A 13,297-nucleotide genomic window follows, 5' to 3' on the forward strand; every position below is an offset into this window, starting at 1 on the left:
CCCCCTCTCCCCCTCTTCCACTCTCCCCATTGACAACTCATACTCGTTATGAGTACGATTAAGTGCAAGTGAATTTAACCCAAATACTAAAGGATTCAAAATCATGCTGCCGAACAAAGAAGGTCAAAGAGTACCCAATGTCACCTTTCGCACCCGCAAAGATAACGAGTGGGTTGATGTCACCACCGCTGATTTGTTTGCAGGCAAAACCGTAGTAGTATTTTCGCTACCTGGAGCATTTACTCCCACTTGTTCGTCAACGCACCTCCCCGGTTACAACGAATTAGCCAAAACTTTCAAAGCCAATGGTGTAGATGAAATTGTTTGCATTTCCGTCAATGACACATTTGTGATGAACGAATGGGCAAAAGACCAAGAATCGGACAATGTTACCTTAATTCCCGACGGTAACGGCGAATTTTCTGAAGGCATGGGAATGCTGGTAGACAAAACAGATTTAGGTTTTGGCAAGCGGTCTTGGCGCTATTCTATGCTAGTGAAAGATGGCTTAATAGAAAAAATGTTTATTGAGCCGGAAGAGCCCGGAGACCCTTTCAAGGTGTCCGATGCTGATACGATGCTTCACTACATCAACTCCGCAGCAGCAAAGCCCAAAGTTGTATCTTTGTTCACCAAAGTTGGCTGTCCCTTCTGCGCCCGCGCTAAGGCAATGCTGACTGAAAAGGGCTTGGATTATGAAGAAATCGTCTTGGGTCAAGATATCACAACTCGATCGCTCCGTGCAGTAACTGGGGCAACCACAGTGCCACAAGTATTTATCGATGGCAAATTGATTGGTGGCTCCGAAGCCCTAGAATCTTATTTGGCTGCTAGTTAGGAAAAAATACCTAACTCCCTTCCCTAGGAAGGGAAGGGGCAGGAAGATGTCTTGCCCCTTTCTGGCGAGGTTTGGGTTCAACAGTTCCATAGTCACAAAAAATAAGATCGATCGCCCGATCGATCCATTCTCGTGTCACAATTACCTGTGAAGTAAGATAAAAAATCAGACATGGGAGTAACCGATCGTGGATTTAAGTCTCGTATCATCAAATATCTTAAATCCGCCCGTATTAGCTTTTTTTATGGGACTGCTGGCAGTTTTTCTCAAATCTGATTTAGAAATTCCAGCACCAATCCCCAAATTGTTTTCATTGTACTTACTGTTTGCGATCGGATTTAAGGGCGGAGTTGAACTGGCAAAAAGTGGCATCGACCAGCAAGTTGCACTGACAATTCTCGCAGCGATGTTGATGTCAGCACTTGTACCCGTTTATACTTTCTTTATACTGAGAATCAAACTAGATTCTTACAATTCTGCTGCGATAGCAGCTACCTATGGTTCCATCAGTGCGGTAACATTTATCACCGCCACTTCTTTCCTCAAAGAACTGGGAATTGACTTTAACGGCTACATGGTAGCAGCCCTAGCATTAATGGAATCCCCAGCAATTATCGTCGGTCTAATTCTCGTTAGCGTCTTCGGCGGGGAAGAAGGAAAACGCGAAATAGTTTGGCCAGAAGTGCTGCAAGAATCCTTCCTGAATAGCTCTGTATTTCTGCTCATTGGTAGCCTAATTATGGGTATACTGACAGGAGAACATGGTTGGCAAGTGCTGAGTCCTTTTACCCAAGATTTGTTTTACGGCGTTCTGACTTTTTTCTTGTTGGACATGGGACTCGTCGCCGCCAGCAGAATTAAAGATTTGCAAGAAGCAGGAATTTTTCTGATCGGTTTTGCCATCCTAATTCCTATAGTAAATGCAGTAATTGGTTTGCTAATAGCGAAATTAATTGGAATGCCACAAGGAGATGCTTTGCTGTTTTCGGTATTGTGCGCCAGTGCTTCTTATATAGCAGTTCCAGCAGCCATGCGGCTAACTGTTCCCGAAGCTAACCCAAGTCTTTATATTTCAACGGCTTTAGCAGTGACGTTTCCGTTTAATATCATTGTAGGTATTCCCATGTATCTATATGTAATCAATATATTTTGGAGGTGAGATGATGGATTCAGTTAAAAGAATAGAAATCATAGCTCATTCAGTTGAGCTGGGAAAGATTTTAGATGGCTTAGATAAGGCAGGAGTGCCTGGTTATTCGGTGATTCGTGATGTTGCTGGAAAAAGCACCAGGGATCATGTTTCCCGCGATTCCTCAATGACGACCCTGGATAACATTTATGTGCTGGCTTTTTGTTCTCCCGATCAAGTATCAGCAGTCGCAGAAAACATTAGACCAGTTCTGAATAAGTTTGGTGGGTCGTGCTTTATTTCGGATGCGGTGGAATTGCTAATTACTAGGTGTGTTGGGTAGGAAGTCAGTAGTCAGTAGTCAGTAGTCTGTTGACTGTTGACTGTTGACTGTTGACTGTTGTCATTACCAATTACCAAATTCTTAAGATATAAAAAAGATTAAGTTGCACCAAGGGATTGCCGTGGTAAGTTTTAACGCACAAGTTGCGATCGAGATAGCGATATTTTGCAGAGGAGTTTAAATCATGGCTACCCTAAAAGTTGGTATCAACGGATTTGGTCGTATTGGACGGCTAGTGATGCGCGCCGGCATCAAAAACCCCAATATCGAATTTGTCGGTATTAATGACTTAGTTCCACCAGACAACCTCGCTTACCTTTTCAAATACGACTCCACCCATGGCATTTACGACGGCGAAGTTGAAGCCAAACCAGACGGCATTATTGTTGACGGAAAATTTATCCCCTGTACGTCAATCAGAAATCCCGCTGAATTGCCTTGGGGTGACACGAATGCAGATTATGTTGTAGAGTCTACCGGATTGTTTACCGATTTTGCCGGCGCATCAAAACACTTGACTGCGGGAGCAAAACGAGTAATACTTTCAGCACCAACCAAAGATCCTGAAAAAGTTGCAACTTTTCTAGTAGGTGTCAACCACCACAAGTTCGATCCGACAAAAGATACTGTTGTTTCTAATGCTAGCTGCACTACAAACTGTCTAGCACCAATTGCCAAAGTTATCAATGATAACTTCGGTTTAGAAGAAGGTTTAATGACTACAGTTCATGCGATGACAGCTACTCAACCCACAGTAGACGGACCCAGCATCAAAGATTGGCGGGGAGGAAGAGGTGCGGGTCAAAATATTATTCCATCTTCTACCGGTGCGGCGAAAGCTGTTACTTTGGTATTGCCAGAATTGAAAGGAAAACTGACGGGGATGGCTTTGCGCGTCCCAACTCCAGATGTGTCTGTAGTGGATCTTACTTTCAAAACGGCGAAGGAAACTAGCTATAAAGAAATTTGTGAAGCTATGAAAAAAGCTGCGGAGGGCGAACTAAAAGGTATTCTCGGCTATACTGAAGATGCGGTGGTTTCGACGGATTTTCAGGGAGATGGGCGATCGAGTATTTTCGATGCTGGTGCAGGAATTGAACTGAATTCTAAGTTTTTCAAAGTCATTTCTTGGTATGACAATGAGTGGGGTTATTCTTGTCGCGTGATTGATTTGATGTTGTCTATGGCGCAGAAAGACGGAATTTTCGACAATTGATTTTTGGTGGGGTGGGCGGGCTATTCGCCCACCCCACAAGCAGCTTCTTCCATCTTCCTTCTTCCATCTTCCTTGTTTAGATATAGAAATCCTTGCAGGAGTCGTAAATCTTGTTACCCCACCCCAACCCTCCCCTTAGTAAGGGGAGGGAGTAAGACATTCACAAATGATTTAGGATTGCTATATGTCTGAATTGCCACCTCTGAATAACGAAACTATTTGGGCTATCCTCAACGAAGAAATCGACGATGCTGCTGTCAATCGCTTAGTTTGGCAATATTTAGGCTACGGTTGGGATGCAGAGACTGGGCTGTGGAACAGTGAAAATGTGGCCGAGGAGTGGCGCACAGAGTATCCACAACCGCCGGATTTTATCGATTCTAGACCCGCAACGGTGAAATTGACTCGATCGATCCTTCCAGAAAACAAGCAGTTATTGAAGGAAAAATTGGGCTTTCAAGGCTATAAAATTGGGGAATTCGGACCGAGACAGACTCGAAGGGCGACGATGGCTAATTGGTTGATGGGTTTTATGCAGGCTGAAAGCTAGAATCTCAAATTGACTGACATCGACCTGTTCTGTGAACTATTCTAGAGTCGGCACAAAACAACTGTGAGAAGAATTTATGAAAATCACCCCGATGTCTCGCTTGACCAGCATTTCTCTCGCTAGCCTCATGCTAGCTGGCCTTTGTGTAAGTGCGATCGCCACGCCCGCCACTACCCAAGCCACCACTATCCAAACAGCCCAAGCTACTGCCAAAAAGCGTCTCGTCGTCATGGACTTCGACTACGGCACCACCAACAGTTACTATAGCTCCTACAGAGGAGTAGGCGCGGCCAAAGGCATCAGCGAACTGCTAATCAATGAACTGGTGAACAATGGGACTTATACTGTAGTCGATCGCAGCAAACTCGAACAAGTGCTCAAACAGCAAAATCGTAGCGGTACAATGGATGCCGGCACCGCAGCAGAAGTTGGCAAACAATTAGGAGTTGATGCCGTGCTCATCGGCACTATTACCAAGTTTAATGTTGACAAACAATCCGGTGGCGGCAGTTTTATGGGAATCGGCGGTGGTTCTTCCAAAACCAAAGCCATAGTTCAAATTGATGCACGGTTAATTGGTACTGCTTCGGGAAATATTCTGGCCACCGCCAAAGCAGTAGGAGAGGCAGATCAAAGCGATTCTAGTATCTCGATCAGGGGTATCGGAGGCAATTCCAGCAGCAGCAATGAGGATTCACTTTTGAGCGCCGCTGTGGATAAAGCAGTATCACAAATGGTGACAAAACTTGCAGAAGTATCTAAGAAATTAGGTTAGACCTCTTTGACCCCGACTTGTTTACTAAGTCGGGGTTTTAACAGCTAGCTTTTTATAGCATTAGAGTGACTTATATAAAATCCTCTCTTCATCGTCCTGTATTAAACTCTCTCTTCTCTTCCTTCGCGTACTTCGCGCCTTCGCGGTTAAATCATTCCGATACAACCGGAATTGATATTACTTAATTGTTTTTCTGGCTATTAAAACTCTCATAAAAGCAAGCTTTGAACAGGCAAGATGCCTGTTCCACAATTATTGTAGATGCCTATTGTGTGCAAAGATTGGAGAGAATCTAACTATTTTCAAGTCTAATTCTACTAACGAGAAAGACGACGCTTCAGCCATGTTTTGCCTGTTCTTGCTGCTGCTACCAATTCCCTGATCCCCGGTACACGGTCAAACCACGGATTAGGATAGATGTCACTACGGGAACTCTTTTGCCACCCCAGGTTGGGAGAAGCAATCAAAGTCACAACATCGGGATTTTGAGCCCGGAAAGTAGAATAAGCTCCATCGAGGTGCATCGGACCACCGTCGGGATGTCCAGGAGGTCGCTGTTGCACTTGTTCGAGAAAACCCAAGAGGCGATCGAAAATCCTGCCGTTTACACCGTAAAAATGAGTAGTCATCACCGCCTCAGAAAAGGGTACCAGGGGGACAGGAGACTTTTCTCCAACCTTTGCGACGTGTCCGAAGTATACGAAATCCCAATCTTGCTGACGCAGTTGTTCGACGATGGCAGCTTGCTCTGTGCTGAAATCTGGTGAAATTTCTAAGTCGTCTTCGACAATCAGGATACTGCTCAAACCCTCCTGTTTTGCCCGCTTGAGGATAGCCACATGACTAGAAAAGCATCCCCTCGCCCCAATACTGGGGAAACCTCCTGCATCGTCGGGGCGGATTGCAGGAAATATTTCAACCTGATGGGGTTTCAGGGGCATTCCTGCAACCTCTAATTCCTTGACTATGAGTTTGCGTCTATCTGTCCTCTCAGGGAGATTTACCGCATAAACTCCCTGGAAATAATCTGTGATTTTCGTCATAGTTTGAGATCAAATCAAGAGACTGTTGAATCTTTGGGTTGAGGGTCCCCAAATTTTATTTGAGGTCTGTGTCTGCCTTAAATTACTCTATCTTTAGCAAACTGCATCTTCCTATTTACAAAACTTACTCTAATTCTTGAGACAGCATCTAGTATTGATACTTTAATTACCATTGGGATTGGTGGCATCAGCATCCAGACATTTTCCCTGTTGATTGGAGTTTAAGGCTGGGTTAGAGACTACCTGAGACAGGGCATCTTTTTCTTGAATCCATCCCACTTCCCCCGGTTGCAGCTTAGGGATTTGGACTGCCACAGTTGGTTTAACAGTGGGGGAAGGCGATGGAGTAGAAACAACAGGTGAAGGATTAGTTTCTGGTTTAAAAACTCGCGAAAAATCTTTAATTGATTTTGGTTTGGGAGAATTAGATGCTACTACTTCAGGAATCGAGCAAACTTTCAATTCCAGCCAATTACCGGCAGGTGCAAGCTGTTTGTTTGTTACCTGCAAAACGCTACCGGCAGGGACTGTTCCTTTTAGCTCATCACCGATTTTTTTTAGCAAATACAAGCGATCGCCCTCGGTTCCCGAAACGGCAGAATTTTTAATTTCTATAAACGAGCCTTGTTCTAAAGCTTGAATCGGATCGGGTAGGGGTGTTGCCGTTGGTGATGGACTGCTTTTAGTATTAATTACACCACGTTTCCCAAACATTGATTCCCCGGCAGCATCGATCGCCCGACCTACCGGAGGGATGAAAAAATAAGCAAATACTCCCCCCAAACCTAATAACAATACTATTTTCAGCAACAGCGAGAATAGACTTTTGCTTTTTTGTGGTAGCTGTACAAACTCAGTTTTTAATTGAGAATTACCCTCACCCGTATTGGTGCGATCGTTCAAATCCGTGGGTACATCTTCGCTGTCAGGAATGGGTTCCCGCGACGGTTCTAAAACTGCAATGGACAGTTCTGTAAAAGTATTGTCTTTCAAATGTGCCTGACAGTGAATTAAGCCGATGGTGACGTTATCATGACCATTGCGAGTATTAGCAATATCGATCAATCGATCGCGCGCCGAGGCGACACTAATGCTACCGTCAAGAATCGGCAAAATCTCCGTTTCCCAGCATTCCTCAACCCGGTCTTTATCGCTCAAACCATCGGAACACAATAGCAAAACACAGTCCTCATCCACCACCAAACGCTGCACGCTAGGGTGGAGAGTGTTGGAAGAAGTAATTCCCAAAGCTTGAATCAGAGCACCAGCAGCCACCTGTTCCAAAGCGTCCCGGTACAGCGCGTAGCCCAAACGCACCTCGCGACAAGCCACATCGTCATCGAGAGTAACTTGATAGCAGCCAGCGCGAGTAATCAAATAAGCCCGACTGTCTCCGACGTGGGCGACATAAAGTTCGTGGACGTGGGCTAAACCCATCACTAGGGTAGTTCCCATGCGCTGGCGGCCCTGGCGGTGTTCGCTGTCGTTACGATCGGCTATTTCGTCATTAGCAGCACAAGCAGCTCGTTCCAGCTTGGAAATCAGAGTCAGTGGCTCGTAAATATCCTTGTGGAGGACAACTTGCTGCAACTTTTTTCGGAGTACAGAAATTGCCAATTCCGAAGCAACTTCCCCGCCATCTTGTCCGCCAATACCATCGCAGACGATCGCGCAAGCTTCCGATCCCGGCATCACCGACAGTACGGTACCGCTGGGAGGATGACAAGCATCTTCGTTGTGGGCCCGCGATCGCCCCACATCAGTGCCGGTGGCAATCTCCACCGTGCGATCGTACCATTTGCCACAAATTAGCAGAGCCTTATCCAACTGAGCCACGAGTTGTTCGCCGTTGCGAATCTGACGGGCGATCATTTGTCGGCAAAGTTCCCCCAAAAAATTGAGGATTGCCGGGTGAGCCTCATCCAGCCACTGCTGCCACAATTTTCCCAACTCCGACAAATTAGGTGGTTTGCGATCGGGCTGTAACTCCAGAAACCGCACCACAGGCCCTTCCACCCTTAGCAATTCGGGAGTTAACAGCGTCGCAGCCACGCCCTGAGTAATACAGGGCTGCCAAAGTTGGGCAATTTGCCACAGCCAATTAAGCTGACGCATGGCCGAGGCCCCTCTCCACGAGTCCGTCAATTCCGGCATCAAGGATTCGCTGACCTTCTGAATTGGCGCGTTTTCCAGCAGCCAGATATCCCCCGACAGCTTACTCACCTTGGACGATACCATCCCATATACTTGGGGTACGTGCAGTTGATAGGCAAACAGTCTCAGATAAGGAGTTATAAAGTTTGGAATGTCTTCGGGAAGTTCCGGCAACTGTTCAGGTTGAGTATCTACCAGAAGTCGCTCGCGCTTAAGCAAGTAGCGACCGGCGATTAGATCGCCCGGTTTACAAGCTTTTATCCCTTCACCTAAAGCCCATAAGTAGTTTTTTGGCACAGAGTTTTGCATAAGGGTTCCTAGACGCCTTTGGGCCCAGTGCTGATCTGAACTATTTTAGCGCTTGAACCTCGACGGGTTAATACGTGGCGATTATTTTACACTCCCCGGTCTCGCATACGCGGGGATTTTAAGACTTTGTTGCCTTAATATCCCTATTGCTAGGGTTTCCGGGCGCAATCCTGTTACCAAAAAAGGCGGTTTGCTGTCCTAGTCTTGCAACTGGGCTCCTCGGTCTTCACTTTCCCCCAGTTGGAGGGTAAGTTTTAATGTCTTGTACTGACAAGTGGTATTTTACCACGCCAAAACACTGTGTTAACATCATTTGGCACCATCGGTAAATCCAAGCAGGATTTATCCTGCAACTACCTTTGAAACTTGGACTTTAGTCGATCGGGTTTTCAGGCGATTGTTGATAACATGGAGTCATTAATCAACTAAAGTTTAATTTGACAAGCCTCTCCAAGCAGTTGAGTATCTATCCATGCCCCTAGAGGAATCCAGCCCTGTTCCTGAAAATTTTCCAGACCCAAAACTTCCTGCTGCGGTCGAAGTTGACGAAATGCTAACTCGGATTAAGCATTCCCACGGTCATTACTACAAAGTGATGAATCTTGAGGTTTGGGCGCTGGTGGAAACCCTCGATCGCGTATTTCCCGGTGCTTGGGGTAACTTCATGGCCAACCGCCAGGTGGCGGTGAAACAGTTTTTGCAGCGCAAGGGCCAGCTAAATGGTTCAGTTGAAGCTGAGGAGATCGAGGAGAAGCCAGAAGCCAGAAGCCAGAAGCCAGAAGAATAAAAGCAGATTTTCCCCCCTTCTCCCCATCTCCCCATCTAGTGGCGATCGCAGTCTAGATAGCTCTTACGCCCTTACAGGTGAATTTTCGCATCCACTTGGGGAACTCCCATGCTGTAGTTGACAGCACGGCTGTTGAGGTTATAGCTGATTTGGCCTTTCTGTAAGAGCGATCGCACCAAATGCTCCAATTCCGAGCCGATGCGACGGAGGTTGTATTCCGTCAAATCCTCGCCTTCATAGGAATCTACAAGTTCATCGAATTTGGCATACACCTGTTTAACCGACTCATCATTCCAGTTCAGTTCGTTGTCTGGGTCAATGTCCAGTGTCAACAGATCGTTGCTGGGTACAAGTTCGTTATCTTCCAGGATGGCGGTATATATGCGAATATGGCGGGTTGTGGACTTGAGCTGCATAAGTTCTTAATCTGTAAAGATTTTTTGCTGAACTTATTGTAGTTGCTTCCAGAGGCGCGGGGAGAACGGGCGATCGTCAATTTCTCGGAATCCCGAAATATTTGAGTTGTTGGGCCGTCCAATTTCTATAATATTCAGTTTTCAGTAAAGAATCAGAAACTGGCTTAAGCTGAGAATTTGCTTGAACGGTGAAACCCGGATACGGTGCCCTCCTAGTATGAAGCCCGTCAATATTAAAATCTTCATCGGGATGAACGTGAAAAGCCAGCAAACCCAGCTCTGAAATATTATTATTGAGTTTTTCTATTAATGCTTGAGTTTGCGGTGCACTAATTGCTGTTTTTTCAGGATTAATGACTAACATTATTTCAAAATCGGAATTGTAAAATTCATAAATCGATTGCATTATGGCAGAATTGCGATCGAACTCAGTCAGCGTTGAAAACGGTTTTATTTTGAATAAAATTTGATTGGCCAAGCGTGCTGTTTTAGTAAAGGGACAAACGGGTAAATCGCCGAAAACTGGATGTGGTAACTCGACAAACTCCGTCATCCATCTCAGGGTAGATTCTATAATTTCCGTGTCAGATTCATTCATCGAAAATCTATGTATTTGACATTTCACACTAATCATAATCTATTTCTAGGGCGATGCACATCTCACCATTGATATCAACTTAAGACTAAAACCCTCTGTCTCTCTCATTTGTATCGAAGTCTAGATCCCCCTAAATCCCCACCCCCCCCTGCCCCCCCCAAGGGGGGAAGGGGGACTTTGAGAATGCTCTTGTCCCCCCCTTATTAAGGGGGGCTAGGGGGGATCTCCGGGTTAAAAAACACGCCCTAGGCCTTCCATTGCTGAGGGAATTTGAATTCTCTTGTCCCCCCCTTGTTAAGGGGGGCTAGGGGGGATCTCCGGGTCAAGAAAACACGCCCTACTCCTTCCATTGCTGAGGGAATTTGAATTCTCTTGTCCCCCCCTTATTAAGGGGGGCTAGGGGGGATCTCCGGGTTTAAAAACACACCCTATTCCTTCCATTGCTAAGGGAATTTGAATGCTCTTGTCCCCCCCTTGTTAAGGGGGGCTAGGGGGGATCTCCGGGTTAAGAAAACACGCCCTACTCCTTCCATTGCTAAGGAGTCAATTTGTGACTACAAACATTAATTCATTCGTGAATTGTGCCGTCTGGCATAATTGCACCTGTGAGTTTTGCCCGATCCATATTTGCTCCAGCCATATTTGCTCCAGCCAGTTTAGCCTCCTTCAGGTTAGCTTTTTCTAGGTTTGCCATCATCAAGTTTGCCCCGCGCAAGTCTGCTGAAGTTAGATTTGCTTCACTCAAATTGACGCAGATCAAGCTAGTTCCGCAGAGATTGAACCCGCTTAAGTTTTGCCCGCTCAAGTTAACGAGATCGAGGTTTACTCCAACCAAACTTACTCCTATAAGATTAACACCTCTTAGGTCGAGTTCTCTGAGGTTAGCTCTCTTCAAGTTAGCTCCAACAAAACTTACACCTGTGAGGTTAGCAACCTTCAAGTTAACTTTCATAAAGTCTACTCCCGCCAAACTTACACCTGTCAATTTAACGCCTGTCAGATTAGTAGCAATTAGGCTGGCACTGTTAAGATTTGCTTGACTTAAATCTGCTGCTGCCAAATTAGCACTATTGAGATTAGCCGAAGTTAGGTTAGCATTATTTAGATTAGTGGCGGTTAAATTTGCTCCACTGAAATTTGCCCCTGTTAAGTTTGCTCCACTAAGATTTGCCCCTGTCAGGTTTGCTCCTGTGAAGTTTGCATCGCTTAATATGGCTTGATGGAAATTCGATTGAATCAGTTTTGCATACTCCAATTTAGCCTTGGTTAGGTTGGCACTGCTTAAATTAGCTCCTATCAAATCAGCTTCTTGCAGATTTGTTAAACTTAAATTTGACCTTTGCAGATTAGCTTCAAATAGATTTACTTTTTTTAAAGTAGCACCAGTTAGGTTTGCTTCTGTCAAATTTGCTTCTGACAAAATGACATCAGCTACCAAAGTTTTTCCACTCAAATCTAATCCGAATAAATTGCAGCCAGTAAAGTCTCTTTCACCTGCGTTATATCGCTTCCAGAATTCCTCAGTGCTGGTAGCTAGTTCTCGATCGTCAATCTTAGCATTCACAGGAGTAACGATCGGCGATTCTACCGCTTTGCTAGATACAGATTCTTCCCGCAATAACCGATCCACCCGATCGCTAAACTGCCTCAAAACCTCAGCATCATCAACCTTCCCACCAGCATTCGCCCCCTGCGTAACCGCATTCTCAACATAATACTTATCCACAAAACTTTGCAGCCCAGCATTATATCCTTGTCCCACCGCCTGAAACCTCCAGTCGCCATTCTTCCTATACAAACGTCCAAATTCCAAAGCCGTTTCTTGCGAAAATATCTGATTCAAATTATACCGAACCAATTCATTTCCAGTCTCGGAATTGTAAAGCCGGATAAAAGCATTTGTAACTTGACTAAAACTTTGATGCTTTTCCTGTCCCTCGTGAATCGTCACCACAAACACAATTTCTTGAATCCCAGAATTGATTTTACTCAAATCCACATAAACCGTCTCATCATCTCCCTCAATTTGTCCAGTTGCGCTGTCTTCTGAATGTCGCACCGCACCGTCTGGCGATGTCAAATTATTGTAAAATACAAAATACTTTTCATCGGGAATTCGACCATCTGCTGCTAACATAAAAACAGATGCGTCAATGTCGCAATTTTGTGCTGTCTGGCTGACTTGCCAACCTAGGGCGATCGCCAATTTATTGAAATTAGGAACTTCCTGAGAAAGATTGAACCTTTCACCCTTAGTTAATTCGATGCTCATATGCGATAATTTCCTTACCTCACAAATGGTATTAATTATCCCATCTATGTTAACTAGAAAGCAAATAGGCTTTTATCTCGAAGATATCGAAACCCCAATTGGCAAAACCGTCAATTTAACTCTTACCGGACTTATTCTCCTATCTTCCGCCAGCTTCATCGCCGAAACTTACCCCCTGGCGGAGCCTGTGAGATTTAAATTGCAAACTCTCGATCTAGTATTGTTAGTTTTTTTTGTAGTTGAGTATTTAGTGCGGCTGTGGTGCGCTGACCATAAATTAAAATTTATTTTGAGTTTTTTTTCTATCGTCGATTTGCTCGCAATCTTACCATTTTTATTGGGATTTGTCAATGTCAGTTTTATCCGTATTTTCCGTTGGTTTAGAATTCTTAGACTCATCCGCTTTCTGGAATTGAGAAATTCTGTGGTTCGGATTACTAGCGAAGATAGTGCGATTTTTTCCCGGATAATTTTTACTTTGCTCGCCATAATTTTAGTTTATTCGGGTTTAATTTATCAAGTCGAACATCCGGTAAATCCTGAAGGTTTTGGCACTTTTTTGGATGCGGTTTATTTTTCCGTTGTGACGATGACAACGGTGGGATTTGGTGATGTGATTCCGATTTCGGAAGCGGGGCGCTTTTTGACTATTTTGATGATAGTTACGGGCATTGCCCTGATTCCTTGGCAGTTGGGGGATTTGATTAAACAATTAGTTAAAACTGCTAATCAAGTAGATAGTGTTTGTCAAGGTTGCGGTTGGTCGGTACATGATGCTAATGCTAAATTCTGCAAAATGTGTGGCACTCATTTAGACATGGGGGATCGGGATACCCCCCCCTGATATCAATTCCTCTCTTCATCGGA

General features: G+C 44.9%; 13 protein-coding genes. 8 read left to right on the forward strand and 5 right to left on the reverse strand.

Going from position 1 to position 13,297, the window contains the following annotated elements; all coding sequences use genetic code 11:
• The first annotated feature begins 103 nt into the window (after positions 1 to 103).
• The 6 genes from ACBR23_RS11200 to ACBR23_RS11225 all read left to right on the forward strand — a co-directional run bounded on the left by ACBR23_RS11200 (position 104) and on the right by ACBR23_RS11225 (position 4,851).
• Positions 104 to 838 (forward strand): glutathione peroxidase, encoded by a 735-nt coding sequence (locus ACBR23_RS11200; RefSeq protein ID WP_341737212.1) that lies wholly within the window; start codon positions 104 to 106, stop codon positions 836 to 838.
• 187 nt (positions 839 to 1,025) lie between these two features.
• A complete protein-coding gene (locus tag ACBR23_RS11205; RefSeq protein ID WP_341737151.1) occupies positions 1,026 to 1,997 on the forward strand; it encodes a sodium-dependent bicarbonate transport family permease in 972 nt (323 codons plus the stop codon).
• A 1-nt stretch (position 1,998) separates the two neighbouring features.
• The gene (locus ACBR23_RS11210) at positions 1,999 to 2,310 is read left to right on the forward strand and encodes a P-II family nitrogen regulator (protein ID WP_341732197.1); all 312 of its coding nucleotides are present in this window, start codon (positions 1,999 to 2,001) and stop codon (positions 2,308 to 2,310) included.
• Positions 2,311 to 2,494: 184 nt separating this feature from the next.
• Positions 2,495 to 3,526 carry a type I glyceraldehyde-3-phosphate dehydrogenase gene (gene gap / locus ACBR23_RS11215; protein ID WP_341737152.1) on the forward strand — a complete coding sequence of 344 codons (1,032 nt, stop codon included), beginning with the start codon at positions 2,495 to 2,497 and terminating at the stop codon, positions 3,524 to 3,526.
• A gap of 184 nt (positions 3,527 to 3,710) precedes the next feature.
• Entirely contained in the window at positions 3,711 to 4,076 is a 366-nt protein-coding gene (locus tag ACBR23_RS11220; protein ID WP_371116064.1) for a DUF1823 family protein, read from the forward strand.
• Between the two features lie 76 nt (positions 4,077 to 4,152).
• Positions 4,153 to 4,851 carry a CsgG/HfaB family protein gene (locus ACBR23_RS11225; RefSeq protein ID WP_371116063.1) on the forward strand — a complete coding sequence of 233 codons (699 nt, stop codon included), beginning with the start codon at positions 4,153 to 4,155 and terminating at the stop codon, positions 4,849 to 4,851.
• Positions 4,852 to 5,168: 317 nt separating this feature from the next.
• On the opposite strand, the gene ACBR23_RS11230 is transcribed toward ACBR23_RS11225, so the two are convergent.
• Both ACBR23_RS11230 and ACBR23_RS11235 read right to left on the reverse strand, forming a co-directional pair.
• Positions 5,169 to 5,894, reverse strand: a complete 726-nt coding sequence (locus ACBR23_RS11230; RefSeq protein WP_371116062.1) for a glycosyltransferase family 25 protein — start codon at positions 5,892 to 5,894, stop codon at positions 5,169 to 5,171.
• A gap of 162 nt (positions 5,895 to 6,056) precedes the next feature.
• Complete coding sequence (locus tag ACBR23_RS11235; protein WP_371119562.1) at positions 6,057 to 8,345, reverse strand: PP2C family serine/threonine-protein phosphatase; 2,289 nt, start codon at positions 8,343 to 8,345, stop codon at positions 6,057 to 6,059.
• Between the two features lie 484 nt (positions 8,346 to 8,829).
• Here ACBR23_RS11235 and ACBR23_RS11240 point away from each other — a divergent pair, with 484 nt between their 5' ends.
• Complete coding sequence (locus ACBR23_RS11240; protein WP_340519463.1) at positions 8,830 to 9,144, forward strand: hypothetical protein; 315 nt, start codon at positions 8,830 to 8,832, stop codon at positions 9,142 to 9,144.
• Positions 9,145 to 9,215: 71 nt separating this feature from the next.
• Here the strand turns inward: ACBR23_RS11240 and ACBR23_RS11245 are convergent, their stop codons facing one another.
• The 3 genes from ACBR23_RS11245 to ACBR23_RS11255 all read right to left on the reverse strand — a co-directional run bounded on the left by ACBR23_RS11245 (position 9,216) and on the right by ACBR23_RS11255 (position 12,430).
• Entirely contained in the window at positions 9,216 to 9,560 is a 345-nt protein-coding gene (locus ACBR23_RS11245) for an NAD(P)H-quinone oxidoreductase subunit M (protein ID WP_371119561.1), read from the reverse strand.
• Between the two features lie 76 nt (positions 9,561 to 9,636).
• On the reverse strand, positions 9,637 to 10,158 hold the full coding sequence (locus tag ACBR23_RS11250) for a hypothetical protein (protein ID WP_371119560.1): 522 nt from the start codon (positions 10,156 to 10,158) through the stop codon (positions 9,637 to 9,639).
• A 568-nt stretch (positions 10,159 to 10,726) separates the two neighbouring features.
• The gene (locus ACBR23_RS11255; RefSeq protein ID WP_371119559.1) at positions 10,727 to 12,430 is read right to left on the reverse strand and encodes a pentapeptide repeat-containing protein; all 1,704 of its coding nucleotides are present in this window, start codon (positions 12,428 to 12,430) and stop codon (positions 10,727 to 10,729) included.
• 46 nt (positions 12,431 to 12,476) lie between these two features.
• Between ACBR23_RS11255 and ACBR23_RS11260 the strand changes: the two genes are divergently transcribed.
• The gene (locus tag ACBR23_RS11260) at positions 12,477 to 13,274 is read left to right on the forward strand and encodes an ion transporter (RefSeq protein ID WP_371116057.1); all 798 of its coding nucleotides are present in this window, start codon (positions 12,477 to 12,479) and stop codon (positions 13,272 to 13,274) included.
• Positions 13,275 to 13,297: the final 23 nt, after the last annotated feature.

The organism is Microcoleus sp., from assembly GCF_041354475.1.
GTDB lineage: Bacteria > Cyanobacteriota > Cyanobacteriia > Cyanobacteriales > Microcoleaceae > Microcoleus.

Bases quoted from the DNA above. Each gene is read 5' to 3' on its own strand.
- ACBR23_RS11240 (WP_340519463.1), top strand. From the start codon at position 8,830: ATGCCCCTAGAGGAATCCAGCCCTGTTCCTGAAAATTTTCCAGACCCA.
- ACBR23_RS11255 (WP_371119559.1), bottom strand. From the start codon at position 12,430: ATGAGCATCGAATTAACTAAGGGTGAAAGGTTCAATCTTTCTCAGGAA.
- ACBR23_RS11250 (WP_371119560.1), bottom strand. From the start codon at position 10,158: ATGAATGAATCTGACACGGAAATTATAGAATCTACCCTGAGATGGATG.
- ACBR23_RS11260 (WP_371116057.1), top strand. From the start codon at position 12,477: ATGTTAACTAGAAAGCAAATAGGCTTTTATCTCGAAGATATCGAAACC.
- ACBR23_RS11225 (WP_371116063.1), top strand. From the start codon at position 4,153: ATGAAAATCACCCCGATGTCTCGCTTGACCAGCATTTCTCTCGCTAGC.
- ACBR23_RS11200 (WP_341737212.1), top strand. From the start codon at position 104: ATGCTGCCGAACAAAGAAGGTCAAAGAGTACCCAATGTCACCTTTCGC.
- ACBR23_RS11220 (WP_371116064.1), top strand. From the start codon at position 3,711: ATGTCTGAATTGCCACCTCTGAATAACGAAACTATTTGGGCTATCCTC.
- ACBR23_RS11210 (WP_341732197.1), top strand. From the start codon at position 1,999: ATGATGGATTCAGTTAAAAGAATAGAAATCATAGCTCATTCAGTTGAG.
- ACBR23_RS11245 (WP_371119561.1), bottom strand. From the start codon at position 9,560: ATGCAGCTCAAGTCCACAACCCGCCATATTCGCATATATACCGCCATC.
- gap (WP_341737152.1), top strand. From the start codon at position 2,495: ATGGCTACCCTAAAAGTTGGTATCAACGGATTTGGTCGTATTGGACGG.
- ACBR23_RS11230 (WP_371116062.1), bottom strand. From the start codon at position 5,894: ATGACGAAAATCACAGATTATTTCCAGGGAGTTTATGCGGTAAATCTC.